Source organism: Pseudomonas sp. LD120, assembly GCF_009861525.1.
In the GTDB taxonomy this organism is placed as follows: domain Bacteria; phylum Pseudomonadota; class Gammaproteobacteria; order Pseudomonadales; family Pseudomonadaceae; genus Aquipseudomonas.
Map to the genome: position 1 here is coordinate 2,159,523 of NZ_WVHL01000005.1, position 24,223 is coordinate 2,183,745.

The window sequence follows — 24,223 nt, forward strand, 5'->3', positions numbered from 1 at the left end:
GGGGGGAGGAGGGGAGGATGGCCGACCTTTATCTCTGGGCGGCGCATTATATCTACACCACTCTCAGCGTCCAATACAAACGTTTGTTTGAATTTGCCGCAGCCCAGGTAAATCAAAGAAGCGCGGCTTATAAACGGCTATTTTGCCGTATTGACCGGAAAAGGCGTTCCGGTCAAGATACGGTCGGTTTTGCGCTCGCCGTAGGCTGACTGTTGGTTTCAAGAGCACCTCTAAAGACAGGGCAAAGGCAATAAAGGTGATGCGCCGCGCAATTTGAAAGTGCGCAGTTTACACGCCGCGATAATGAATGACTCGTCGGTCACCACTGACGGACGGTCATTGTCCCGTGAGCAAGGTCAACCTTTAGGTGTGCCAGCGTTTTTGGAGGTGCCCTTGTGCCGATGAGCATCAACCGCCAGGTTCTCGCCTAGGCGACTTTCTTTTCACCGGAGAGTAACGAGGAATCCATGAAGGTTCTTGTAGCTGTCAAACGAGTGGTCGACTATAACGTCAAGGTTCGCGTCAAAGCGGACAACTCCGGCGTCGACCTCGCCAACGTCAAGATGTCGATGAACCCTTTCTGCGAAATCGCAGTGGAAGAAGCCGTACGCCTGAAAGAGAAAGGCGTGGCGACTGAAATCGTCGTCGTCTCCATCGGTCCTGCTACTGCTCAAGAGCAACTGCGTACCGCCCTGGCACTGGGTGCCGATCGCGCAATCCTCGTCGAGTCCGCTGAAGAGTTGAACTCCCTGGCCGTGGCCAAGCTGCTCAAGGCTGTGGTCGACAAGGAGCAGCCACAACTGGTGATCCTGGGTAAACAAGCGATCGATAGCGACAACAATCAGACCGGCCAGATGCTGGCGGCTCTGAGTGGTTACGCTCAAGGCACCTTCGCCTCCAAGGTTGAAGTGTCCGGCGACAAGGTCAACGTCACCCGTGAAATCGACGGCGGCCTGCAGACCGTTGCGCTGAACCTGCCAGCCATCGTCACCACCGACCTGCGTTTGAATGAGCCGCGCTACGCGTCTTTGCCAAACATCATGAAAGCCAAGAAGAAGCCGCTTGAAACGCTGACTCCTGATGCTTTGGGCGTTTCCACCGCCTCCACCAACAAGACCCTGAAAGTCGAAGCGCCGGCTGCACGCAGCGCGGGCATCAAGGTCAAGTCGGTGGCTGAACTGGTCGAGAAACTGAAAAACGAAGCGAAGGTAATCTGATCATGACTATCTTGGTAATCGCCGAACACGATAACAAGGCGCTGGCTCCGGCCACGCTGAACACCGTTGCCGCCGCCGCCAAAATCGGTGGTGACATCCACATTCTGGTTGCAGGCCTGGGCGTTGGCGCTGTGGCCGAAGCCGCTGCGAAAGTTGCCGGCGTGGCTAAAGTGCTGGTGGCCGACAACGCCGCCTACGCTCACCAGCTGCCGGAAAACGTCGCGCCGCTGGTGACCGAACTGGGCGCTGGCTACAGCCACATCCTGGCGGCCGCTACCTCCAACGGCAAAAACATCTTGCCGCGGGTGGCCGCTCAACTGGACGTTGATCAGATTTCCGAGATCGTCTCGGTAGAGAGCGCTGATACCTTCAAGCGTCCGATCTATGCCGGTAACGCGATTGCTACCGTGCAGTCTTCGGCTGCCGTGAAAGTCATCACCGTGCGCGCCACCGGCTTCGACGCCGTTGCTGCTGAAGGTGGTTCGGCTGCTGTTGAAGCGGTGGGCGCCGCTCACGATGCGGGCCAGTCGAGCTTCGTTGGCGAAGAGCTGGCCAAGTCTGATCGTCCTGAGCTGACGGCTGCCAAGATCGTCGTTTCCGGCGGCCGTGGCATGCAGAACGGTGACAACTTCAAGCACCTGTACGCCCTGGCCGACAAGCTTGGCGCAGCGGTCGGCGCTTCCCGCGCAGCCGTGGACGCAGGTTTCGTACCGAACGACATGCAGGTTGGCCAGACCGGCAAGATCGTTGCGCCACAGCTGTACATCGCGGTGGGTATTTCCGGCGCGATCCAGCACTTGGCCGGTATGAAAGACTCCAAGGTGATCGTCGCGATCAACAAGGACGAAGAAGCGCCGATCTTCCAGGTGGCCGATTACGGCCTGGTGGCGGACTTGTTCGAAGCCGTACCTGAGCTGGAGAAGCTGGTCTAATCCGGCGGCTTCACTTATAAAGAGCCCGGCCTATTGGTCGGGCTTTTTTGGTCTGTTTTTTGTCGGGGAGACTTTCGCCATGGATCTGCGTCGCCTGAGTGGCAGGTCAGCGCTGTTGGGCCTGATGTTGTTGCCATCGTTGTCGATGGCTGTGGGCAAGTGCGAGCGACTGGTGGTCACTGGTAGTCCGGATGCGCCCCCCTATTTGTGGCGCGATCCGCAGAACCCCAAGCACCTGATAGGCGCCAGTGCCGATCTGTTGCAGCAGGTGGCGGGGGAGTTGGGGCTCAAGGTCGAGCTACTCTATGCCGGTAAACGCTCGGAGGCCTTGGAGGAGGTGCGCGCTGGGCGCATGGACATGCTTGCCGATGCGCCGTTGACCCTGAATGAGCTGGAGTCGCTGGACTACATCCACCCGGCCTTGATGCAGAACGATTACCTGGTCTGGACGCGCAAGGACTCGACCCTGAACTTCGCGCAGGTGGCCGATCTGGCCGGGCATGCCGGGGCCGTGTCCGAAAGCGCCCGGTTGACTCAGCCCTTCGTCGCCATGGCCAGTGAGCATTTGCAGCTCAAGCACCTGCCGAGCCTGACCCAAGTCTTCCAGACTTTGCTCTTGGGTGAGGTGGACTACGTGCTGGCGCCACGTTATGCGGGTATGGCGATGGCTCAGTCTTTGGGAATGGAGGCGGATCTGGTGGCGTTTCCCCAGCCTGCCGACAAACCGGGGTTGTTCCTGGCGCTGTCGCATAACTCCGCTTGCAATGACCCATGGTTGCGCGGACAGCTGGCAAAAAAAATGACAGAATTGCCCGCGTCCGGTCTGGCGCAAGCCTTGCTGCAGCGCAATCTGGAGCGCTGGAAGGCCCAGTTGCAGCAACCTGCCAGCAGCCCAAAACCCTAGGAATCATGTGTGACTATTCGAACGTTTTTCGCTGTCATGGGCCTGTTGGCCATGGCAGGTTGTGCGACCGATCCGGCGCCCAACGAGCAGATGCGCCTCACCGGCCAGGCGCTGGAGCAAGCCAAGGCCGTTGGGGCTTCGGCCGAGGATGTGCCTGAGTTGAAACTGGCCGAAGACAAGTACTCCAGGGCCCAGGGCAATATGCAGGATCAGTCCTACAAGAAGGCGCGGATGCGTGCCGAGCAAGCGGAACTGGATGCACGTCTGGCCGAAGCCAAAGTATTGACCCAGAAGAGTCAGGAGCAGGTGAATCTGCTCAATACCCGCATCACTCGTCTGCGCAAGCAACTGGGGGATGTCCAATGAAACTTACTAAACCGTTGTTTGGTGGCGCTGTACTGGCGGCCTGCGCGAGTCTCTTTGGCTGTGCCGGTCAGCACAGTGAAGAGGCGCTGCAGCAGGCTGGTAACGACTTCCAGAAGGTCAAGGAAGACGCCAATGTGCTGCGTATCGCGCCCAAGGACGTAATCCGCGCAGGTGAGTCGCTGGCCCGTGCCGATCGTCTGTCGACTTACTGGGGCAGCGGCGGCGATGTGGAGCACTACGCCTATCTGAGCCGTCGCTACAGCGAGATTGCCCGCGAACACACCGAGCAGGCACTGAATCAGGAGCACGCGGCCAAGCTTGAACTGGAGCGTCAGCGCCTGCAGCTGGCCCTGCGTGAAGCCAAGCTGCTCAGCGTGCAGCAACAAGGTAAATGGCTTGAAGAGCAGATCATCAGTCTGGCCACCATTCAGACGGATCGCGGGTTGGTGATGACCCTGGGGGATGTGCTGTTCGATACCGGTGAGGCGGAGTTGAAGAACTCGGCCAACCGTACTGTGCTCAAGGTGGTGCAGTTTCTCCAACTGAATCCCAAGCGAGTGGTGCGCATCGAGGGTTACACCGACAACACCGGTGAGCGTCAAAGCAATCTGCAACTGTCCCGGGAGCGGGCGCAGGCCGTGGCTGACGTACTGGTGGACCTGGGAATCGACGAAAAACGGATTCAAGTCGAGGGTTATGGCGACGATTATCCGGTAGAGGCCAATGCCTCTGAGCGGGGGCGGGCGCAGAACCGGCGGGTGGAGATCGTCTTCTCCGATGAAAAGGGCGAGCTCGGCGCTGCTCGCTGAAACGACCTCATTGCCCGATAAGAAACCGACGCCCGGCAGCGTCGGTTTTTTATGCCTGCCAATCAGGTTGCAAAAACCCTACAGTTCTTCTTTTCACTGCCCAGTGTCCTCGACTATTGTAGGAACTGTCCCAGTACACTTCTAAACTGTGCCGGTATTGTTTCACACAAGAATAAAACGCCGTGAAATCGAGTGCTGTGCCATGACCAATCTCTTGCTCTATCAACGTATCGCTCAGCAGTTGGCTGAGGATATTCGCCGTGGTGTCTATCAGCCGGGGGAGCGCGTACCGTCGGTGCGCAAGATGAGCTCGCAGCTCAATGTCAGCCACGCCACGGTGCTCCAGGCTTACGCCAATCTTGAGGATCAGGGGCTGATCCGGGCGCGTCCTCAGTCGGGCTATTACGTGCACCAGACGCCAGCGCTGACGGCGCCGACGCCAGACATCGCTCGGGTCGAACGGCCAGGGCTGGTCACTCGCAGCAGCATCATTCAGCAGGTGCTGGTGGAGTCCCGGCGCGAGGGGGTCTTTCCCCTGGGCGCCGCGGTCCCCAGTGTCGACTACCTGCCGGTGCGTGCCTTGCATCAGCAACTGGCCAAGGTTACGCGGTTCCACAGTCCCCGGGCGTTCAGCTACATGTTCAGCCCTGGATTCGAGCCATTGCGGCGTCAGGTGGCCATTCGCATGCGCGACGCCGGGGTGGTGGTCGACCCTTCGGAAGTGGTCATTACTCACGGTTGCGTGGATGCACTGCAGATGTCGCTGCGGGTCCTGACTCGGCCGGGTGACTTGATCGCCGCGGAATCACCGACTTATTACGGATTGCTGCAGTTGGCGGACCTGCTGGGGCTCAAGGTCATCGAGATTCCCAGCGATCCTTCCACCGGGATGAGCCTCGAAGCTCTGCAACTGGCGGCCAACCAGTGGTCGATCAAGGCCCTGGTCCTGACCACGCGCCTGAGCAACCCCTTGGGCGGCACCATGCCGGAGGAGCGGCAGAAGCAGTTACTGCGATTGGCGTCGGATTTCGATATCCAAGTGGTCGAGGACGATATCTACGGCGAATTGATGTTTGAGGTGGGGCGCACCAAGGCGCTCAAAGCCTATGACCGTCTGGACCGGGTGATCTACTGCTCGAGCTTTTCCAAAACGCTATCGCCCGGGGTGCGTATCGGCTGGATGATCGCGGGTAAGTATCAGCAGGAGATCCAGCGCCTGCAGACCTTCAGCACCCATTCGGCGTGCAGCGTGACGCAGATGGGGGTGGCGGCGTATCTGGAAAATGGCGGCTATGACCGGCATTTACGCTACATCCGCCAGGAGTACCGCAAGAATCTCAGCGCCTTTCAATTGGCGGTGCAACAGTACTTCCCGGAGGGCACGCAGATCACTCGACCCAATGGCGGTTTCATCCTCTGGGTCAGTCTGCCGGGGCGGGTCAACACTCAGGAGCTGCATGTACGCGCGTTGCAGCAGGGCATCAGTATTGCCCCGGGGCTGATTTTCAGTAATACCGAGCAGTTCAACCACTGCGTGCGCCTGAACTGTGGGACGCCCTGGAACCGCGAGGCTGAGCGAGCGTTGATGACTTTGGGCATGCTTGCCAGTCAGTTGTGCCAGGAGACGGCCAGCGGATTCTAAACAATGTGGCCCTGTGCTTGTCACAGGGCGTTCAACAAGCGAGCATAGAGCACCTTTTGTCGATCTACCTGCCTTTATGAAAGCCTTCTATCCTGCCATCTGGTTATGCGTCTGCCTGTTGGGAGTGGCTGCTGTCACATCTGCCCAGGCAACTTCGGCTTTGGATAAATCGGCAGCCGCTACCTCGCATCCGAGCAAGTCGACCACCGCCAAAAAGGCTTCTGCGAGCCAAGCCAAGGTTGCGACTCGCGTCACCAAGGCCAAGCCAGCAAGTAAAAAGACGCCAGCTACTGTCAAGTCCAAGTGGGCCTATCAAGATATCAAGACCCCATTGGTCAGCCCCAAGCTGGACTTGAGCCTGCCGCCGGAAATGGTCAAGCACCTGCAACCTATCGGCAGCGTGCCACTGCCCAAGCGTGAGCCGCTGCTGCCGCAGATGTTTGGTGATAAGCCCAAAGAAAGCAGCCCATTCCAGCTCAACGGTCGATTGCTCAGTAACGAAATGCAATTGCAGTTGCGCAACGAGGAGCGGCGGGACGTCGAGGGTGCTGCCCTGGATTTCGAGTTCAAACAATAAATAATTCATCGCCTCTGTGACTGAGTTGCTCGACGCTTTGTCGGAGACTGATCAGTCACGCACGGTTGTAAGTCAAATACGTTCTTTGAGTAATTTTAAACGGCTGTTTTAGCGGTTACTCTTACCGGGCGTCATTCAACACTTTGCTTGTCGCGAGGAGCTTTTCGTCATGAACTGCCGTGAAGGTTGTGGCGCCTGCTGCATTGCCCCTTCCATCAGTACCCCGATTCCCGGAATGCCTCAGGGCAAGCTGGCGGGAGAACGTTGTCTGCACCTTTCTGTCGAAAACTTGTGCGGCCTTTTCGGCATGCCCGAGCGACCGGCGGTGTGTGGGGCGTTTCAGGCAGATTCCGAGGTGTGTGGTGAAAGCGCTGAGGAAGCCATCCGTTTGCTCGGTTGGTGGGAACAAGTGACAGCGGCTTAGAGACTGTGCCGTTCGCTGACAAGTTCTGGGGTGTTCGCAAAGAACGGAACTTCAACAATAAGGAATAAGACAATGGGTTCGCTGCATCGAATGGCAATGCTCTGTGGTTTAACCGTGCTGTTAACGGCGACGGCCCAGGCCGAAGACTGGCAAACCGCCAAGGATCAGGACGGTATCAAGGTGTCCTTGAGTGACGTGGCCGGCTCTAAGTACAAGGCTTACCGTGGTGTCACCACCATGAAAACCTCCATCGCCAAGCTTCGCGCGCTGCAGGAAGACGTGGTCGGCGCTTGCTCCTGGATTCATGAGTGCAAGACCCAGAAGCTGCTCAAGCACGAGGGCGATCAAACCTGGACTTACACCCAGTTCAACACCCCATGGCCGGTCACCGCCCGTGATTCGGTGCTGCACATCACCACCAGTGAAGCCGCCGACGGCACACTGACCCGTAAGCTTGAAGGTGTGCCTAGCTATATTCCCGAAGAAAAAGGTTTCGTGCGAGTGGCTCAGATTGAGGGCTACTGGAAGTTCGTACCCAAGGGCGCCGATCAGGTGGAAGTGATTTATCAGGTGCATACCGAGCCGGGTGGCAGCGTGCCGTCGTGGCTGGCCAATAAGTTTGTGGTGGACGCGCCCTTCAATACCTTGAAGGCGCTCAAGGTCCTGGCCGAAAAGCCGTGATTGGTTGAGCACTCACGGGGTTACCAAGGCTGCCTTCGGGCGGCCTTTTTATTGTCGTTGTCCCGTCCTGAATAAGGTTGACACCTTCTGACCTTATTCAAGGAGAGGGTGATGAGCACTGAGATCAAGCGCACGCAGAGTGATTACACGCTGGCTTTTAAACTGGCCGTGGTGGATCAGGTCGAAAAAGGCGAGTTGAGTTATAAAGAGGCTCAACAGCGCTACGGTATCCAAGGTCGATCAACTGTTCTGGTCTGGTTGCGCAAGCATGGCCTCCAGGACTGGAGCCAAGGCGCTTCAATTCGCTCTTCGAGGACCATTTCCGTGAATGAGCCCGCCCTGCCGTTAACCCCGGAACAACGTATCAAGGAGCTGGAAGCGCAGCTCGCGCTGTCGAATCAGAAAGCCCAGTTCCTTGAGGCGGTAGTCAATGTTCTAAAGAACGATTACGGGATCAGCGTCGTAAAAAAGCGTCCCGGCAAGTCCTCACGCAAAAGCAAATCCAGGACCTGAGTATCAGTAGGGCTTGCCAGTTCATGGGGATTAGCCGACAGGCCTACTACAAGCGCAACCAAGCTCAGGACGCGCGCTTGACCCTCGACCAGAGAGTGATGGATTTCGTCCAATACAAGCGCTTGCACCAGCCCCGCTTGGGCACCCGCAAGCTGCACCATCTGCTGCATTGCCAGCCCCTGCTTGAACTTCAAGTAGGCCGTGATCGGCTGTTTGCAATCTTGCGCGAACATCGCCTGCTGGTGGCTCGCAAGCGTGCTTACCATAAGACTACCGACAGTCATCATCGCTTCCGGCGCCATCCAAACCTGCTTAAATCCGGCCCTGATCAAGTGGTGCCAAATGGTCCGGAGCAGGTCTGGGTGGCCGACATCACCTATCTACCCACTCGCGAAGGTGTGGCGTATCTGAGTCTTGTGACCGACGCTTACTCGCGCAAGATTGTGGGTTATCACGTCCATGAAAACTTACGGACCGAGTCGGTAATACGAGCGCTGCGCAGTGCCGTGAAGCAGCGTCAAACCGAATTACCGTTGGTGCATCACTCGGATCGGGGTAGCCAATACTGTTCTGCGCTTTATCAGGCGCTGCATGCCAAACACGGAATCCGTTGTTCGATGACGGACGGTTATGACTGCTACCAGAATGCTTTGGCGGAGCGGGTGAATGGGATCTTGAAGACAGAGTTTCTGTTTCATCGACCAGAGAACTTGGCGCATGCAAGGAAGATGGTGAGTGAGTCGGTATCAATTTATAACGCTGAGCGACCCCATCTAGCGCTCAAATACAAAACGCCCGATGCGGTGCATCGGGCGTTTTGAGTGAAACAAGTGTCAACCTATTTCAGGACTAGACACGTGCAGGGCGCCGGGGGCGGAACGTTTCTCTTAAAACCAGTGTCGAGATGCCGTCAGCCCACTTATGGGGCTATCGAGGAGGCACTGATGCAAAAGTGGCAAGTCACTTTCGTTGATGATCATGGTGTCCAGTCCGTCGAGCTCTTCGATTGCGATGAGCCGCCGACGATGGAGCGTGCTGCGCAGTGGGTGCGGGCCAAACTACTGCCGATCAGCGCCGAGTTGGATCTCAACGACCTGGATGGGCGCACCGAGGCGCCGACGCTCAGGAGTTTGAGAGAGCAGAACAGTATTCAGATTCTCAGCATCACGCCGATCTAATAGGAACAGAGAGTGTTCCAACAACCATTTCTGGCGGCGGCCAAATGTTGGCGCTAATCTGCAAACGAGATCGGCGAATTCTTCGCTAAGCTCTGATCTTGTCAGCTCCATGCTTGTTTCCTGATGGCCCGCCCTGGGTTGTGATGCTGGTCTCTCTGGCCTGCGAGTCGGGAAGTACGGAAAGTCTATCCATCGGTTTTAGGAGGACGTTTCATGAGCACAGCCTTTCAAGAAGACATCAGCAGCAGCGTGCTGCGCCGCATGAAAGAAGGCGGTTTTGACTTTTCACGATTCCATCCCATCGAGTTCTACGCCATTTTCCCGGATGAGGAGCGGGCGCGCAGGGCGGCAGGACATTTTCGCGGTGAATCCTTGAATGCCCAGGTCAGCGTGCGTGACGACGGCGCCTGGTACCTGGAACTGAGTAAGGTGATGTACGCCACCCATGGCGGCATTGGGGATTTTGAACAGGACTTCGAGGCAGTGGTCGAGCCCTTGGGTGGCATCATTGAAGGTTGGGGCGTGAAGCATGAGGTTCGTCGGCTGATCTAGCCCGCGTTCAGATGGTGAGGCTGCACATTGGCTGACCCCCCGGGTCGGCCAATTGCATTTCCAGGCCCTGTAAAGATAAAAAACCACCCCGGAGGGTGGCTAAAGGGAAGGCTGTTCAGGCCCGTGATGAGGGGCAGGCCCTGCCCGGGGGGCAGCGGCGAGATCAAGGTTGCAGCGGCTTCATCAGGCTTGGTGAGGCGTCGGTTCGATGGGAGCGATTATCGGCGTGAGCGGTCTGGTGCTGAAATCAACTTTTTCTATGTCGCGGATAGCCTAAACCTTCGTGGCGGTGGTGTGAGGTTTGCTGATCTGCGTGGCCAGGTGGCGCCAGTGTGCAGGTCAGCGGCTCAGGTGCAGGCGGTGATGAGCTTCACTGCCACTGGGCGGCGACAAGTCTGCTTCTGGTGCGTGGGGGCTCAAGGAAACTGCTTACGTCCGGCCATGTGCCTGAGGTAGCCCAGCAGCAACTCCAGCTCCGCATCCGGCAGCACGTTGCTGTTGAAGCCCGGCATCTTCGCTTGTGGCCAGCGCCTCAGGCTCTGCGGATCGCGGATATAGCGCTTGAGAAAGTCGTCACCGAAGTATTCGGTGGGGCTGTAGGGACTATTCAGGTCTGGACCCAATTGCGAGTCGCCGGCGCCATTGAGTCGGTGGCAGGCCAGGCAGTTCTTCTGGAACAAGGCAAAGCCCTGGTTGACCGGATCGTTCGCCGCCAGCTTTGGATCCGGGTTCAGCGCCGGGAAGCGCTGTGCCACAGGTGCCAGGCGTTGGAGGCGTGCCACCTGGAACGGCCATTGCTCCGGGCTGATGTGCCCGGCCTCAGGGTTACTCCAGACCAGGTAGAAGGGGCCTGCGCTGGGCTTGCCTGTAGCCAGTGCCGGCCAGGGCTTGGCTGGGTCTTCAATGGCCAGCCAGGCTTGGGCGCCTTGGCGATTGAGCAGGGGCGCTGCGCTCAGTTCTGCGGCAAAACCGTCCAGGGCCACAGCCTGCAGATGATCCTGGGGTTGCAGGCCTTTGAGCAGGCTCGCTATAGGCACCGCGCGGTACCGCATATCACGCTTGTAGGACACATCGTTGTTGAGGGTGATATCCCGGGCTTCAGGGTGCTGAAGCAGCTCATCGGTCTGCCAAGTATGGCCGCCGGAGCCCAAGTCGATCAGCAGTTGTGCAGCGTACAGCGGGGAGCTCACGAGCAGAGCAGCGCAAATAAGTAGAGCTTTCAAGGGATGGCCGTCGGTTCGTCGTCAGTAGGTTCGTTGTCGGGAAGCGCATGCTCTGGTCGCGGTACAGGGGTGAACAGGGCGTCCCGAAGTTGTTGGCAGCGGTTAGGGTTCACGATACCGAAATAGTTGCGTTGGACGGCAATGATCTTGATGCCAGTGTTCAAGAAAGCGCCCCGATGCAATCCAATCGCTCATGCGCCTTCTCTTTCGTGTTGCTCAGAAGGCAGGCACACAATCACCCACTCCCGCTGAAAGCGGAAGCTGGCTGTTTAATGCGTTGATCGGGCAGTCACAGATCAGCCGACCACCTTGGTAAGGTTCGGCAAGATCAACAGCAACGTGGTTGCGAAAAGAATGAGCCCCGCCTGACGTACTTTCGAATGCTTGAACATGGCTGAATGCCTTTTGTTGTTATTCCTGAGCATCAATGCATGCCGGTTGGTGTCTTGCACGATGCGCCGGCTATGTGTCCTTTTTCCTATCAGTCTCAGTGCAGATTTCCTCTGAGACTTTCTACAGTTTCTACCTTAGGGGCCTTGTATCCTCTGGCTTAGATCCAATTCGTATGAAGTTATAGCCGTTTCTCTGAAACGGCTATAAATGGTCCTCCATGCACGATGGTCGAGCCTTGGCTAGACAGCTTGCGACCCTTCATCGGCTGATCCCTTAGCAACCTACCGTTCGTCTGAGCGCGACCGTCAAGGCGGCTGAGCGCATCGGTCATTGAATCCATGGCTGTCGCGCCTAAGGTGGGAGCTCGACATTTCCCCTGCACAGCGGTTCGAGGACGTCATGACCCAAGCGTTGATATTCGATGCATTGCGCACGCCCCGTGGTAAAGGCAAGGCCGATGGCGCCTTGTACAGCGTAAAGCCGGTAAACCTGGCGGCCGGCCTGTTGCGGGCCCTGCAACAACGCTGTGAGCTGGACACCAGCCAGGTGGACGACGTGGTCCTGGGCTGTGTGACGCCAGTGGGCGATCAGGGCGCCGATATCGCTAAGACTGCGGTCCAGGCCGCGGATTGGGACGTGAGCGTGGCTGGTGTGCAAATCAATCGGTTCTGTGCCTCTGGGCTGGAGGCCGTCAACCTGGGAGCGATGAAGGTGCGCTCGGGCTTTGAGGAACTGGTGGTGGTGGGGGGCGTCGAGTCGATGTCGCGAGTGCCCATGGGCAGCGACGGTGGTGCTTGGGTGCTGGACCCGGAAACCAATATGCACAGCCATTTCACCCCGCAAGGGATTGGCGCCGACCTGATTGCCACCCTGGAAGGCTTCTCGCGCCTGGATGTCGACCAGTTTGCCCTGGAGTCCCAGCAAAAGGCCGCCCGGGCTCGGGCACGCGGGGCTTTCAGCAAGTCCCTGGTGCCCGTGCGGGACCAGAATGGCATCGTGTTGTTGGACCAGGATGAGTTCATCCGTGCCGATTCAACCATGGAGGGGCTGGGTAGTCTCAAGCCAAGCTTCGAGATGATGGGGCAGATGGGCTTTGATGCCACCGCATTACGGGTCTACAGCCATGTGGAACGCATCAACCATGTGCACACGCCCGGTAACAGTTCGGGCATCGTCGATGGCTCGGCGCTGATGCTCATCGGTTCAGAAGCCAAGGGCCGTGAGTTGGGGCTCAAGCCCCGGGCGCGGATCGTTGCCTGTGCAGTGACCAGCACCGACCCGACCATCATGCTCACCGGCCCCGCACCGGCGACCCGCAAGGCGTTGGCCAAGGCTGGGCTGCGGGTCGAGGACATCGACCTGTTCGAGGTCAATGAAGCGTTCGCCTCAGTGGTGCTCAAATTCATCAAGGACATGGCCATCGATCCGAGCAAGGTCAACGTCAACGGCGGCTCCATTGCCATGGGGCACCCTCTGGGCGCCACCGGCTGCGCGATTCTCGGGACCTTGCTAGACGAACTGGAAGCCCGGCGCCAGCGCTATGGTCTGGCCACCCTCTGTGTCGGTGGCGGCATGGGTATCGCCACCATCATCGAACGCCTCTGAGCCCCGATTTCAAGGAACCCCTTTCATGACCGATGCCATTCGTTACGAAACAGGCCAGGACCGGATCGTCGTCCTGACCATCGACATGCCGGGCCAGAGTGCCAACACCATGAACGCCCTGTACCGCCAGGCCATGGCGAGTGCCGTGGCCCGCCTACAGGCCGAGCGGGATTCAATTGCCGGGGTCATCATCACCTCGGCGAAAAAGACCTTTTTTGCCGGTGGAGACCTCAACGAACTGATCAAGATCGGCAAGCCAGAAGCCCAAGCCTTCTATGACCGCCTATTGCTCCTCAAGGGCCAACTGCGGGCACTGGAAACCCTGGGGAAGCCCGTGGTGGCGGCCATCAATGGCGCGGCCCTGGGCGGTGGTTGGGAGATCTGTCTGGCTTGCCATCACCGTATTGCGCTGGATGACGACACGCTGCGGATCGGCCTGCCGGAAGTCACCTTGGGCCTGCTGCCCGGTGGTGGTGGCGTGGTGCGCATGGTGCGCATGCTCGGTCTGGAAAAGGCCCTGCCGTATCTGTTGGAAGGCAAGAAACTACGTCCGCAGCAGGCGTTGCAGGCTGGTTTGATCGATGAGTTGGCAGCCGGCCGTGACGATCTGCTGGCCAAGGCTCGGGCCTGGATCCAGGCTAACCCCGCTGCCAGGCAGCCCTGGGATGTGCACGGTTATCAGATTCCTGGAGGCGCACCATCCCATCCGAAAGTGGCGCAGATGCTGGCGATTGCGCCGTCGGTCCTGCGGGCCAAGACCCAGGGTTGCTTCCCCGCGCCGGAGAAGATCCTCTGCGCTGCCGTCGAAGGTGCTCAGGTCGATTTTGATACCGCGCAATTGATCGAGGCTCGTTACTTCACCGAGTTGACCACCGGTCAGGTGGCGAAGAACATGATCGGCACCTTCTGGTTCCAGCTCAATGAAATCAATGCCGGTGGCTCGCGGCCTCAAGGTATCGCGCCGCAGGCCACAAAAAAACTCGGGGTGCTGGGGGCCGGGATGATGGGGGCGGGGATTGCCTACGTCAGCGCAGTGGCGGGCATCGAGGTGGTGCTCAAGGACATCAGCGTAGAGGCGGCAGAGAAGGGCAAGGCCCACTCGGCGGCGCTGCTGGAGAAAAAGCTGGCCCGCGGGCAACTGAGCCGCGAGCAGCGTGACGCGACCCTGGCGCGCATCCATGCCACCGCCGAGGACGCCGACCTGGCCGGTTGCGACCTGATCATCGAGGCGGTATTCGAGGACCGCGCGCTCAAGGCCAAGGTCTCCCAGGTGGCGCAGCAGGTGGTCGGCGGTGAAGCGGTGATCGCTTCTAACACTTCGACCCTGCCCATCACCGGACTGGCCACGGCGGTGCCCAATCCAGACAAGTTCATCGGCCTGCACTTCTTCAGCCCGGTGGAAAAGATGCCCCTTGTGGAAATCATCAGGGGTGCGCAGACCAGCGATGCGACCCTGGCCCGTGGATTCGACTTCGTGCTGCAGATCAACAAGACCCCGATCGTGGTCAACGACAGCCGCGGTTTCTTCACCTCCCGGGTATTCGGCACCTTCACCAATGAAGGCATCGCCATGCTCGGCGAAGGCATTGCCGCGCCGCTGATCGAAACCGAGGCACGCAAGGCCGGGATGCCGGTGGGGCCGCTGGCGATTGCCGATGAAGTCTCCCTTAGCCTGATGAGTCACATCCGTCAGCAGACCGCCAAGGACCTGGAGGCTGAAGGTAAGCCGCCTATCGAGCATCCGGCGTTTGCCGTGATCGATCAGTTGCTCGACGACTACAAGCGTGCGGGCAAGGCCGCCGGCGGTGGTTTCTACGATTACCCGGCCTGTGGCCAGAAGCACTTGTGGCCACAGTTGCACACGCGCTTCTATCGCGCCGACGGGCAGATCTCGCCCCAGGATGTACGCGATCGACTGCTGTTCATCCAGGCCATTGAAACCGTGCGCTGTGTGGAGGAGGGGGTGTTGCAGTCTACTGCGGATGCCAATGTCGGCTCGATCTTCGGCATTGGTTTCGCCGCTTGGAGCGGTGGTGCCCTGCAGTTCATCAACCAGTACGGGGTGAAGGATTTCGTCGCCCGTGCGCAGTATCTGGCGGAGCAGTATGGCGAGCGTTTCGCCCCGCCAGCCCTGCTGTTGGAAAAGGCTCGTCAGGGGCAGTCGTTCTGACCGGTGCAGGTATGAAATGAGCCGCTCCGGCACTTGCCTTGCCGTGGTATTTCAAGGCAGGCTCTGGAGCGTTCATTATTGCCATCGCCTTGTCAGGAATTTTTTATGTCGCTACGCATCTGCATTCTTGAAACCGATATCCTGCGTCCCGAACTGGTCGATCAATATCAGGGATACGGGCAGATGTTCCAGCGCCTGTTTTCCCAGCAGCCCATCGCCGCCGAGTTCAGCGTTTACAACGTGGTCCAGGGCGACTATCCCGCGGATGAGTTGGCGTTCGACGCCTACCTGGTGACCGGCAGCAAGGCCGATTCCTTCGGCTCCGACCCCTGGATCCAAACCCTCAAAACCTACCTGCTGGGCCGCTATGAGCGTGGCGATAAGCTGCTGGGTATCTGTTTCGGTCATCAGTTGCTAGCGCTGTTGCTGGGGGGCAAGAGTGAGCGGGCGAACCAGGGCTGGGGCGTGGGTACCCACAACTACAAACTGGCAGCCAAGGCGCCGTGGATGAGTCCGTTGGTGGAGGAGTTGACGCTGTTGATCAGCCATCAGGACCAAGTCACCGCGCTGCCGGAAAACGCGACCGTGATCGCCTCTAGTGACTTCTGCCCGTATGCCGCGTATCACATCAACGATCAGGTGCTGTGCTTCCAGGGGCACCCGGAGTTCATCCACGATTATTCCCGGGCTCTGCTGGATCTGCGCCATGAGTTTCTTGGTGAACAGATCTACCAGGAGGGCGTGGCCAGCCTTGAGCGCGATCATCACGGCACCACCGTCGCGGAATGGATGATGCGCTTTGTCGCTCACAAACCCGACGTTGCGTGACCGGGATTCGGCCCTGTTGCAAAGGCGTAGGGCCTTCCCTTCAGAGCCAGCCTGAACGCTTGAAGCTGGCCCATAAACCGACACAACCCACGCTGATAAAACCCAGCACGCCGAAGTAGCCGTAGTGCCAGCTCAGCTCCGGCATGTTGTGGAAGTTCATTCCATAGATCCCTGCCACCGCTGTTGGAAACGCCAGGATCGCCGCCCAGGCGGCAAATTTGCGTTGTACGATGCTCTGCCGTGACGCTTCGAGCAGGACGCCGATTTCGATGGTCTGGCTGGCGATGTCGCGCAGGGTCGAAAGGTCTTCCATCTGCCGCGTGACATGAATCTGCACGTCACGGAAATACGGCCGCATGTTCTTGTCGATGAACGGAAAGCTGAGTTTCTGCAGTTCCTCGCTGATCTCCACCAGCGGCGCCACATGTCGGCGCAGGCGCAATACGTCGCGGCGCAGGCCGTGGAGGTTCTGGATATCCCGCTCGTTCAGTGAATTGCACAGTACATTGCGTTCCAGTTCGTCGATTTCCCCGTGGATGGCTTCGCTGACTGGCTGGTAGTTTTCGGTGACGAAGTCCAGCAAGGCGTAGAGGACGAAGTCCTCGCCATGCTCCAGCAGCAAGGGGCGCGCCTCGCAGCGCTGGCGGACATAGCCGTAGGACGCCGAGTGGCCGTTACGGGCCGTGATGATGTAACCGTTGCCGGCGAAAATGTGGGTTTCGATGAACTCCAGCTTGCCGTCGGTTCGCACGGGTGAGTAGGTGACGATGAACAGTGCATCGCCGAAGGTTTCCAGCTTGGGGCGGCTGTGTTTTTCCAGGGCGTCTTCGATGGCCAGTTCATGCAGGTTGAACTGACGTTGCAGGTTCGCCAGTTCGTGAGCGTTGGGCTCTTCCAGGCCGATCCACACGAAGTGACCGGGTTTGGCGGCCCAGGCAGCCCCTTCGTCGAGGCTGATATCGGTGATTCTCTTTCCGCCGCTATAGACGGCAGCAGCAACAACTCTACCCATGGTTGCGATTCACTTCTTCTTACTCAGTGTGAGGGCGCTCGATCTGCTGCAGCTTAGCTTGCGCGCAGCATCAAAGTCGCTATCGACGCTTGAGTTCGCAGACCAATAAAAGCCCGCACAAGGCGGGCTGATGGGATCGATACGGGTCAGGCCGATTGCAGCTGTCGATCCATGCTGGCGATGCAGTCGTGCATCTGTTCGCGGCATTGAGCGATCAGCGCGGGCATGTCATCCAGGGTCAATCCCACGGTAGGGATCGCCGGCAGCGAGCGAATGAGGATCTTGCCGCTGTGCCAACGGTTCAGGTTCATGAGCTTGATGTAACTGCTGACGCACACCGGGACGATCGGCACCCCCGCGGCGATCGCCATTTGGAACGCGCCTTTCTTGAACGGCAGCAGTGCTTCGCCAAGGTTACGCGTGCCTTCTGGGAAGACCCAGATCGAGGTGTTCTTGTTTTGCAGGGTGTGGGTAGTGGTCAGCATCGAACGCCTGGCCTTGTGCGGATTGCCGCGGTCGATCAGGACATTGCCCGCCAACCAAAACAACTGACCGAACAGTGGTACCCACTTCAAGCTTTTCTTGCCGATGCACACCGTGCGCGGTGGTACCACATTGCCCAGCACGAACAGATCGTAGTTGGACTGGTGGTTGGCGATGATCACGCAGCTATGCGGTTTGTCCATCAATGGACCGACCTCGGCCTTGACCCGCAGGCGCAGGATGCACATGGCTGGCCAGGCGTAGAGGCGGGCGCATAGGCGGCTGTTATCCGGGTTGAAGGGGCGGCACAGTCCCAACAGCAGGCCCAAGCTACCCGCGACGATAAAGTGCAAGCCCATCAACGACATACGAAACAGATACAGCATCTAAACAGCTCACCTGCGGCAAAAAGGTGGCGCAGTGTACGGATGTGCACTGTTTTCGGCAATTGCCGTTCTTGGCCAGGAGATGGGCGATGTTTGAGTGCATGTTTCCAAGGGCGCCCGTTAACGGCGGTTTAGAGCCTTTGGTACGTTTGTACCGATACGAAAAGAAAAAGCCCGACACGCAGGCCGGGCTGATCCAGACTGCGCAGCGGCCTCAGACGATGTGTTCCTGGTCGAGGATGATCGCGTTGTCGAGATTGTCCAGCAGCGCCTTGCGAACCTTCAGCTTGGTGTTCTTGTGGGCCAGCATATTGATCTTTTTCAACTGGCGCGCAGCGGTCAGAGCCGCGCCTTGCAGCTCCTCGGCGCTCACCACCTTGTCGAGGAAGCCAGCGTCCACGGCGTTTTGCGGGTCGAACATCTCACCGTTGATTACCGAACGATGGAAAGCCGAGCGCCGCAGACGGTCACGGGCCAGCTCGATCCCGGCGTGGTGCATGGTCATTCCAATCTGCACCTCGTTGAGACCGATGCTGAAAGGGCCGTCGACACCGATACGGTAGTCCGCCGACAGCAACAGGAAAGCCCCTTTGGCCACCGCGTGTCCCGGACAAGCGACGATCACTGGGAACGGGTGAGACAGCAGGCGGCGGGCCAGGGTCGAGCCCTGGGCCACCAGTGAGATCGCCTCCTTGGGGCCGGCAGTCATGACCTTGAGATCGTAGCCGCCCGAGAGAATCCCCGGCTGACCGGTGATGATCACCACCGCACGGTCAGCGGTGGCCTGGTCCAGGGCGCCATTGAAGGCGGCAATCACGTCCGGGGAGATGGCATTGACCTTGCCATTGCTCAAGGTCAGGGTCGCGATACCGTCTTCGAGATGGTAGGAAATCAATTCACTCATGACGCAATTCCTTGTATTGAAGTGCAGCAGAAGTTACCCACCCCAATAGATCTGGTAAAGCACTGTGACTGACTGGTGAGTCAGGCTGGGGGGCTTGCATGGGCCTGCACAGTGCTGTGGCTACCGTTTGGTTTCTTCTATATAGGCGTACGCTCGGCTGAAGATTGGCCGGTTTGCCTTGTTCGGCGTGCTGCGCGCATTTCCCCTGAGCAGGGATTTGCCTTAAGCGCATGAAAATTCTGAAAAAAAAGTTTGCCATCTGAAAAGCTATCGACTACATTAGCGCGCCTCGACAGACTGAATCGGTTTGACGAGATACGGTGAAGTGTCCGAGTGGCTTAAGGAGCACGCCTGGAAAGTGTGTATACAGGAAACTGTATCGAGAGTTCGAATCTCTCCTTCACCGCCACATTAAGTAAACGCAAACCCCTGATTTTCCTAGAGAAAGTCGGGGGTTTGTGGTTTTTGGTGTCTAAAAAATGGCCCCATGGGACTGATGTGAGAGTGCGGGCTATTTTTCGCCGTCAATACCCGGATCGCAACCGCTGAGGCAGGTCTGCGTTTGTAAGCAGCTCAAGATCAAAGACGTTGTATTTTTGCCCAGAACCTCTCATTAGCTTGGTTTCGCTTCTACGCCCTGATCAGAGTTCGGCACTGATTTGGTTTTCTTCTCCTCTTCTGCTTTTCGTGTCTGCCTGTATTTTTTTCGCTTTGAGCATTCTCAAGTGTAGTGGTCTACTAACTCCGGACACCTTTTTAGGCGAAGATGATCGCCACACAGAGGTGTTCAATGAGCAGACAACGACGTACTTTCACCCCTGCCTTCAAGCGTGAGGCTGCCAGCCTGGTGCTCGACCAAGGCTATAGCTGCCCTGAGGCCGCCAAATCCCTCGATGTAGGTGAGACCGCATTGCGGCGCTGGGTTGCCCAGTTGCAACTGGAACGTGGAGGCGTTACGCCGACTGCCAAGGCGCTTACACCGGAGCAGCAGACGATTCAGGAGCTTCAGGCCCGCATCAACCGGCTGGAGCTTGAGAAAAAAATCTTAAAGGAGGCCACTGCGCTCTTGATGGCCGAGGAACACGGGCGCAGACGTTGAAGTCGATTCGGCAGTTGGCCAAGCACTATCCCGTCCAGCTGTTGTGTTCAGTGTTCGAGCTGCCCCGATCCTGTTATTACGCCCATTTGGCCCGGCGGCGTCGTATCGATGTTCGCCGGGTGAGCCTGCGCAGCCGCATCAACGAACTGTTCAGCCAAAGCCGTAGTTCTGCCGGCAGCCGCAGTATCGTTGCCATGCTTCGCGACGAGGGCGTCGAGGTGGGACGCTTCAAGGTCAGAAGCTTGATGAAGGAACAAGGATTGATCAGCAAGCAGCCCGGTTCTCACGCTTACAAGAAAGCCACGGTTGAACGTCCTGACATTCCCAACCTCCTCGATCGGCAGTTCGCCGTGGCAGCGCCGAACAGGGCTTGGTGCGGCGACATCACCTACATCTGGGCGCAAGGGCGATGGCATTACCTGGCCGTTGTATTGGATTTGTACAGCCGCAGGGTGGTGGGTTGGGCAATGTCTTCCAGGCCTGATGCCGATCTGGTCATCAAGGCGCTCGACAGGGCGTATGAAATGCGTGGCAGACCACGGGGAGTCCTATTTCACAGCGATCAGGGAAGCCAATACGGCAGCCGCAGTTTCCGACGGCGACTGTGGCGCTATCGGATGACTCAAAGCATGAGCAGACGGGGAAACTGCTACGACAACTCGCCAATGGAGCGGCTGTTTCGTAGCCTGAAAACCGAGTGGGTGCCGACGGTGGGCTACATGACGACGGCGTTGGCCGAGCAGGACATCGGCCGATACCTCATGCAGCGATACAACTGGACACGGCCACATCAGTACAACGGCTTCGTGCCGCCAGCGGTTGTTGAGGAAAAACTCAATTCTGTGTCCGGAAATTGTTGACCACTACACAAGCGCAAAACCTGCTTTCTGAGCGGCTCTAGCCACAGGGATCGGCCTCATAAGAAACATCTTCACAGCCGATGGCTTTAGGGATTCTCCGATCAAGTCAGCACAGGCCATCTGACCTGTGCAGAAATAGCCCTCCGTCCAACTGCCCTCTACAAGCCCGCCATCCCATGAGCCAGATGAGCTTTTCCGATTTCGAGTACGCCGGTAAGCGCAAGCAAACCCGTCGCGAGCGTTTCCTGGCCGAGATGGAACAGGTGGTGCCGTGGAGCGGTTTGGTGGCATTGATGCGAGCCGCATGACCCAAAGGCCGGCGGTGGTCGCAAGCCGTATCCACTGGACACCATGCTGCGCATTCACCTGCTGCAGAACTGGTTCTCGTTGAGCGATCCAGCCATGGAAGAGGCGCTGTACGAGATTACTTCGATGCGCCAGTTTGCTCGTCTGACGCTCAGCGCTCCGATCCCCGAAGACACGACGATCATGAACTTCCGGCACCTGCTGGAGAAGCATCAGTTGGCGGCGGGCATTTTGGAAACCATCAACAATTATCTGCGAGACAAGGGCCTGTCGTTGCGCCAGGGCACCATTGTCGACGCTACTATCATCCACGCACCCAGTTCGACCAAGAACAAGGAAGGCAAACGCGATCCTGAAATGCACCAGACGAAGAAAGGCAACCAGTACTTCTTCGGCATGAAGGCGCATATAGGCGTGGATGCGGAGCCCGGTTTGGTGCATAGCGTGGTAGGTACAGCGGCCAATGTGGCAGACGTCACTCAAGTCGACTGACTGCTGCATGGCAAAGAGAAGGCGGTGCATATACCGGGGTGGAGAAGCGGCTGGAGCATGAAGGAAGGCCGGTGATCTGGCAGATTGCGGCTCGTCGTAGCACCTACAAGCACTTGAGCAAACGCAGCGTGCTCTACAAAGCCAGACGCAAGATCGAGAAGGTCAAGGCGCAGGCACGAGCGAAGGTCGAACATCCATTCCGTGTGATCAAGCGCCAATTCGGCTACGTGAAAACACGCTTCCGTGGCCTGGCCAAGAATACGGCGCAATTGACCACACTGTTCGCGCTGTCGAATCTGTGGATGGTGCGCCGGCAATTATTGCCTGCTGCGGGAGAGGTGCGCCTGTGATGCAGGTAGTAGCGATCGCGAGGTGCTTGCGGCGGCTAACAACACAGAAGTGAGCGGGTGATTTGGTCATTTTAGATCGACTCCCTGCTTTCAAAAACGGCAGGTGCGGAAGTCGGCCAAAAATATCGGACTACTTCAGACTATCCTTAGCTGAGGCATGTTTGAAATATTTCAAGCGTCAGATCTTTCATATCGGCATATGACGTGCTTGAACAGGCACTGCTTTCGATGCAGGCAGGCGCGGCAGCGATATAGCGTCAGGTGATTTTTTGAATTCGTTCGTGTCGCAAGTTGCTGTCATGGCGGCGCCAAGGGCAAAAGAGTGCTGAGTAGAATATGAGTCTTCATTATTGATTATTTGATTTGTGTGTATATCGTGCTTGTAAAAAAATGCACAGTGTGAACTGCGAGTAACGATTTTTATGGTTAACTTCGTCGTGTTAGAGCCTGAACAGTCTATAGGCTGTTATTGCAAAAGCAGTTGTTGCTAACCAAACACTCAAAGCGCTTCTTTCGCAACAATCGCCAAGATAACGACCAGCAATTTATCTTTGGCTTCCTGTGATGAGATCTCATCTCGGGCAGCAGCCCCGGAAAGTGCCTCGGCGCAACCTAGTATGGCGTGCAAACTTGCCATGCTCATCTCGTGATTATTCATGAATGGCGAAAACCATACGCGGCATTTGTTCAAGAACACTGTCTCGTATTCGCGTTTAGTCTTCTCCAGCTCAGGGGTGCTGGCTAGCGCAGCGATGACCCCGGGAATTTCCCGGCCTTGCAACAATACGCAGTCTACATAGGACGAAGCGATGACCGTTGCTCTACTCTCCAGCGTTACGTCGCTACCTTCGATGGCGGCATCCATGCGCAATGTCTGGTGCTTATCGAAATCTCTGTACAACTCCGCGAGCAGAACTGCACGGGTTGCGAAATGATCGTAAACCACAGGTTTAGTCACCCCTGCATGCTCGGCAAGGCGGCCAAGGGTGAGTGCGTCAGAGCCTTCGTCTCCAACTATTTTCCATGCCACGCTCAATAACTGACGGAGGCGGTCTTCTCTGGCTAACCGGCGTCTAGGTTTTGGCGGATCAGCAGGGTGCTGTTTGGCGATTGACATTTTTATATACCATTAGTAATTTATAATCTTACCTACCAGAAGTATATAGCCTGCCATCTCATCACTCAAACGCTAGAGAGTCGCGAAATGCACGTACTCCTCGTCACCGCACATCCAGAAACCCAGTCGCTAACGCACGCTATTTCTGAGCATGTAGCAAAAGGAATTGATCAAGCGAATGCTTCACACACGGTCGAATTTGCCCATTTGGCGCAAGAGGGTTTCGACCCGCGTTTCACGGAGGCCGACTTGGCTGTACACAGGCAAAAGGCCAAGCCCGCCTCAGAGGTTCAGATGGAGCAGGCCAGGATAGAACGTACTGATACCTTGATACTCGTTTATCCAGTGTACTGGTGGTCGATGCCCGCACTGCTGAAAGGATGGATCGATCGGGTATTCTCGAACGGTTGGGCGTTTGACTTTGATCCGCAAGGCCCGCTCATCAAGAACTTGGGGCATTTACGTGTACGCCTGATAGGCATTGGTGGCGCTGACTCATCAACCTACGAGCGTCGGGGGTACGCTACAGCTATGAAGTCGCAGATAGATCACGGAATCTTTGGTTACTGTGGGGCTGAAGTGGTGAGTTCCGATCTACTGTTGGATAGCGAGAACTCGGGTGCTCTCCTTGCCTTGGAGAGGGCCGAGCGGATGGGGCGTGCTTTCGGTTCGAACTGCGAGATCGGCTAGCGTCCTGACAGACGTGTAAATGCTTGTTTTCGTTTCAAGCGTTGGGTATCACCGTTTCAGAGCAGTTGCGCCGTCTGCCCGATGTTCATTGATCCACGTCCCTTAATGCTGGGTGAGCATGTTCCTGTTGGTATGCACCATCTGCTCGGCTATCCAGTCGATCGACGCCGCGCCGGTTGTCAGCAACTGACTGGCGTCGTTGTGTCGGCACTGGATGGGCCGCAGCAGCGAAGTTCGGCCGCGGGCAACTGATCTTGAAAGAACCTGTCCCGTGCTGCGAAGTGATTGCCGCGTGGTAAGCCGTTTAATGTCACGCGTGCGTTGTTCAGTCCAGGGCAATGGCCGCAAGAGCCTGGGGATGCAGACGGCAACCAAGTCTGCGAAGGGACGCTAGAGTTGCTCTGGATCAATCCACCTTGAGTCATCTGGCCGCTCGTCGGTGTTTGCCGGTTTTGAGCGGCAGGTCGATAAATGACTGTCTAGTCTGAGTGGCCGTGACGACACGTATTT

The 24,223-nt window shown here is 57.7% G+C and carries 23 protein-coding genes, 1 tRNA gene and 1 pseudogene; 20 read left to right on the top strand and 5 right to left on the bottom strand.

The genetic code is table 11. The features are described from left to right. Window positions 1–17 precede the first annotated feature (17 nt). The 13 genes from PLD_RS24245 (at window position 18) to PLD_RS24305 (ending at window position 9,795) form a co-directional block, all read left to right on the top strand. Entirely contained in the window at window positions 18–209 is a 192-nt protein-coding gene (locus PLD_RS24245; RefSeq protein WP_159897254.1) for a hypothetical protein, read from the top strand. 258 nt (window positions 210–467) lie between these two features. Beyond that, complete coding sequence (locus PLD_RS24250) at window positions 468–1,217, top strand: electron transfer flavoprotein subunit beta/FixA family protein (RefSeq protein ID WP_015634720.1); 750 nt, start codon at window positions 468–470, stop codon at window positions 1,215–1,217. Window positions 1,218–1,219: 2 nt separating this feature from the next. After that, window positions 1,220–2,149, top strand: a complete 930-nt coding sequence (locus PLD_RS24255; RefSeq protein WP_159897255.1) for an electron transfer flavoprotein subunit alpha/FixB family protein — start codon at window positions 1,220–1,222, stop codon at window positions 2,147–2,149. A 79-nt stretch (window positions 2,150–2,228) separates the two neighbouring features. Beyond that, on the top strand, window positions 2,229–3,053 hold the full coding sequence (locus tag PLD_RS24260; protein WP_159897256.1) for an ABC transporter substrate-binding protein: 825 nt from the start codon (window positions 2,229–2,231) through the stop codon (window positions 3,051–3,053). Between the two features lie 9 nt (window positions 3,054–3,062). Next, the gene (locus tag PLD_RS24265) at window positions 3,063–3,419 is read left to right on the top strand and encodes a DUF4398 domain-containing protein (RefSeq protein WP_159897257.1); all 357 of its coding nucleotides are present in this window, start codon (window positions 3,063–3,065) and stop codon (window positions 3,417–3,419) included. Next, a complete protein-coding gene (locus PLD_RS24270; RefSeq protein ID WP_159897258.1) occupies window positions 3,416–4,228 on the top strand; it encodes an OmpA family protein in 813 nt (270 codons plus the stop codon). The genes PLD_RS24265 and PLD_RS24270 overlap by 4 nt, the downstream gene beginning before the upstream one ends. A gap of 202 nt (window positions 4,229–4,430) precedes the next feature. Beyond that, entirely contained in the window at window positions 4,431–5,870 is a 1,440-nt protein-coding gene (locus PLD_RS24275) for a PLP-dependent aminotransferase family protein (protein WP_159897259.1), read from the top strand. A 76-nt stretch (window positions 5,871–5,946) separates the two neighbouring features. Further along, complete coding sequence (locus PLD_RS24280) at window positions 5,947–6,447, top strand: translation initiation factor 2 (RefSeq protein ID WP_159897260.1); 501 nt, start codon at window positions 5,947–5,949, stop codon at window positions 6,445–6,447. A gap of 169 nt (window positions 6,448–6,616) precedes the next feature. Continuing rightward, entirely contained in the window at window positions 6,617–6,871 is a 255-nt protein-coding gene (locus PLD_RS24285) for a YkgJ family cysteine cluster protein (RefSeq protein ID WP_159897261.1), read from the top strand. Window positions 6,872–6,943: 72 nt separating this feature from the next. Next, window positions 6,944–7,552 carry an START domain-containing protein gene (locus tag PLD_RS24290; RefSeq protein ID WP_159897262.1) on the top strand — a complete coding sequence of 203 codons (609 nt, stop codon included), beginning with the start codon at window positions 6,944–6,946 and terminating at the stop codon, window positions 7,550–7,552. A 111-nt stretch (window positions 7,553–7,663) separates the two neighbouring features. Beyond that, window positions 7,664–8,886, top strand: a protein-coding gene (locus PLD_RS24295) for an IS3 family transposase (protein WP_159889365.1) whose coding sequence is annotated in 2 segments (ribosomal slippage) — window positions 7,664–8,027 and window positions 8,027–8,886 — 1,224 coding nt in all. Because the reading frame shifts where the segments join, the coding sequence is not laid out codon by codon here. A gap of 123 nt (window positions 8,887–9,009) precedes the next feature. After that, window positions 9,010–9,243 (top strand): hypothetical protein, encoded by a 234-nt coding sequence (locus tag PLD_RS24300; protein WP_159897263.1) that lies wholly within the window; start codon window positions 9,010–9,012, stop codon window positions 9,241–9,243. A 213-nt stretch (window positions 9,244–9,456) separates the two neighbouring features. Continuing rightward, window positions 9,457–9,795, top strand: a complete 339-nt coding sequence (locus PLD_RS24305) for a ribonuclease E inhibitor RraB (RefSeq protein ID WP_159897264.1) — start codon at window positions 9,457–9,459, stop codon at window positions 9,793–9,795. A 416-nt stretch (window positions 9,796–10,211) separates the two neighbouring features. Here the strand turns inward: PLD_RS24305 and PLD_RS24310 are convergent, their stop codons facing one another. Beyond that, a complete protein-coding gene (locus PLD_RS24310) occupies window positions 10,212–11,018 on the bottom strand; it encodes a cytochrome c (protein ID WP_159897265.1) in 807 nt (268 codons plus the stop codon). Between the two features lie 792 nt (window positions 11,019–11,810). On the opposite strand from PLD_RS24310, the gene PLD_RS24315 reads away from it, so the two are divergent. The 3 genes from PLD_RS24315 to PLD_RS24325 all read left to right on the top strand — a co-directional run bounded on the left by PLD_RS24315 (window position 11,811) and on the right by PLD_RS24325 (window position 16,014). Continuing rightward, window positions 11,811–13,016, top strand: a complete 1,206-nt coding sequence (locus PLD_RS24315) for an acetyl-CoA C-acetyltransferase (RefSeq protein WP_159897266.1) — start codon at window positions 11,811–11,813, stop codon at window positions 13,014–13,016. 25 nt (window positions 13,017–13,041) lie between these two features. Next, the gene (locus PLD_RS24320; protein ID WP_159897267.1) at window positions 13,042–15,186 is read left to right on the top strand and encodes a 3-hydroxyacyl-CoA dehydrogenase NAD-binding domain-containing protein; all 2,145 of its coding nucleotides are present in this window, start codon (window positions 13,042–13,044) and stop codon (window positions 15,184–15,186) included. 105 nt (window positions 15,187–15,291) lie between these two features. Beyond that, the gene (locus PLD_RS24325; RefSeq protein ID WP_159897268.1) at window positions 15,292–16,014 is read left to right on the top strand and encodes an amidotransferase; all 723 of its coding nucleotides are present in this window, start codon (window positions 15,292–15,294) and stop codon (window positions 16,012–16,014) included. A gap of 40 nt (window positions 16,015–16,054) precedes the next feature. On the opposite strand, the gene PLD_RS24330 is transcribed toward PLD_RS24325, so the two are convergent. The 3 genes from PLD_RS24330 to PLD_RS24340 form a co-directional block, all read right to left on the bottom strand. Further along, entirely contained in the window at window positions 16,055–17,026 is a 972-nt protein-coding gene (locus PLD_RS24330; RefSeq protein WP_159897269.1) for a magnesium and cobalt transport protein CorA, read from the bottom strand. 146 nt (window positions 17,027–17,172) lie between these two features. Beyond that, complete coding sequence (locus tag PLD_RS24335) at window positions 17,173–17,895, bottom strand: 1-acyl-sn-glycerol-3-phosphate acyltransferase (protein ID WP_159897270.1); 723 nt, start codon at window positions 17,893–17,895, stop codon at window positions 17,173–17,175. Between the two features lie 214 nt (window positions 17,896–18,109). Next, window positions 18,110–18,799, bottom strand: a complete 690-nt coding sequence (locus tag PLD_RS24340; protein WP_159897271.1) for a crotonase/enoyl-CoA hydratase family protein — start codon at window positions 18,797–18,799, stop codon at window positions 18,110–18,112. A 319-nt stretch (window positions 18,800–19,118) separates the two neighbouring features. Here PLD_RS24340 and PLD_RS24345 point away from each other — a divergent pair. The 3 genes and pseudogenes from PLD_RS24345 (at window position 19,119) to PLD_RS24355 (ending at window position 21,906) form a co-directional block, all read left to right on the top strand. Beyond that, window positions 19,119–19,208, top strand: a tRNA-Ser gene (locus PLD_RS24345). A 381-nt stretch (window positions 19,209–19,589) separates the two neighbouring features. After that, window positions 19,590–20,758 (top strand): IS3 family transposase gene (locus tag PLD_RS24350; RefSeq protein ID WP_159890010.1). Its coding sequence is split into 2 segments (ribosomal slippage): window positions 19,590–19,851 and window positions 19,851–20,758, totalling 1,170 coding nucleotides; the frame shifts between segments, so codons are not numbered across the junction. Between the two features lie 176 nt (window positions 20,759–20,934). Continuing rightward, window positions 20,935–21,906: pseudogene (locus tag PLD_RS24355) on the top strand (IS5 family transposase). Window positions 21,907–22,405: 499 nt separating this feature from the next. Here the strand turns inward: PLD_RS24355 and PLD_RS24360 are convergent. Continuing rightward, window positions 22,406–23,023: a TetR/AcrR family transcriptional regulator gene (locus PLD_RS24360; RefSeq protein ID WP_159897272.1), complete on the bottom strand. Its 618-nt coding sequence runs from the start codon at window positions 23,021–23,023 to the stop codon at window positions 22,406–22,408. Between the two features lie 87 nt (window positions 23,024–23,110). Here PLD_RS24360 and PLD_RS24365 point away from each other — a divergent pair, with 87 nt between their 5' ends. Next, entirely contained in the window at window positions 23,111–23,713 is a 603-nt protein-coding gene (locus PLD_RS24365; protein ID WP_159897273.1) for an NAD(P)H-dependent oxidoreductase, read from the top strand. Window positions 23,714–24,223 lie beyond the last annotated feature (510 nt).

Excerpts from the sequence above, each read along its gene's own strand:
- PLD_RS24275 (WP_159897259.1), top strand. The coding sequence starts at position 4,431 with ATGACCAATCTCTTGCTCTATCAACGTATCGCTCAGCAGTTGGCTGAG.
- PLD_RS24285 (WP_159897261.1), top strand. The coding sequence starts at position 6,617 with ATGAACTGCCGTGAAGGTTGTGGCGCCTGCTGCATTGCCCCTTCCATC.
- PLD_RS24255 (WP_159897255.1), top strand. The coding sequence starts at position 1,220 with ATGACTATCTTGGTAATCGCCGAACACGATAACAAGGCGCTGGCTCCG.
- PLD_RS24250 (WP_015634720.1), top strand. The coding sequence starts at position 468 with ATGAAGGTTCTTGTAGCTGTCAAACGAGTGGTCGACTATAACGTCAAG.
- PLD_RS24245 (WP_159897254.1), top strand. The coding sequence starts at position 18 with ATGGCCGACCTTTATCTCTGGGCGGCGCATTATATCTACACCACTCTC.
- PLD_RS24280 (WP_159897260.1), top strand. The coding sequence starts at position 5,947 with ATGAAAGCCTTCTATCCTGCCATCTGGTTATGCGTCTGCCTGTTGGGA.
- PLD_RS24335 (WP_159897270.1), bottom strand. The coding sequence starts at position 17,895 with ATGCTGTATCTGTTTCGTATGTCGTTGATGGGCTTGCACTTTATCGTC.
- PLD_RS24305 (WP_159897264.1), top strand. The coding sequence starts at position 9,457 with ATGAGCACAGCCTTTCAAGAAGACATCAGCAGCAGCGTGCTGCGCCGC.
- PLD_RS24260 (WP_159897256.1), top strand. The coding sequence starts at position 2,229 with ATGGATCTGCGTCGCCTGAGTGGCAGGTCAGCGCTGTTGGGCCTGATG.
- PLD_RS24330 (WP_159897269.1), bottom strand. The coding sequence starts at position 17,026 with ATGGGTAGAGTTGTTGCTGCTGCCGTCTATAGCGGCGGAAAGAGAATC.
- PLD_RS24320 (WP_159897267.1), top strand. The coding sequence starts at position 13,042 with ATGACCGATGCCATTCGTTACGAAACAGGCCAGGACCGGATCGTCGTC.
- PLD_RS24270 (WP_159897258.1), top strand. The coding sequence starts at position 3,416 with ATGAAACTTACTAAACCGTTGTTTGGTGGCGCTGTACTGGCGGCCTGC.
- PLD_RS24340 (WP_159897271.1), bottom strand. The coding sequence starts at position 18,799 with ATGAGTGAATTGATTTCCTACCATCTCGAAGACGGTATCGCGACCCTG.
- PLD_RS24365 (WP_159897273.1), top strand. The coding sequence starts at position 23,111 with ATGCACGTACTCCTCGTCACCGCACATCCAGAAACCCAGTCGCTAACG.
- PLD_RS24300 (WP_159897263.1), top strand. The coding sequence starts at position 9,010 with ATGCAAAAGTGGCAAGTCACTTTCGTTGATGATCATGGTGTCCAGTCC.
- PLD_RS24290 (WP_159897262.1), top strand. The coding sequence starts at position 6,944 with ATGGGTTCGCTGCATCGAATGGCAATGCTCTGTGGTTTAACCGTGCTG.
- PLD_RS24360 (WP_159897272.1), bottom strand. The coding sequence starts at position 23,023 with ATGTCAATCGCCAAACAGCACCCTGCTGATCCGCCAAAACCTAGACGC.
- PLD_RS24325 (WP_159897268.1), top strand. The coding sequence starts at position 15,292 with ATGTCGCTACGCATCTGCATTCTTGAAACCGATATCCTGCGTCCCGAA.
- PLD_RS24315 (WP_159897266.1), top strand. The coding sequence starts at position 11,811 with ATGACCCAAGCGTTGATATTCGATGCATTGCGCACGCCCCGTGGTAAA.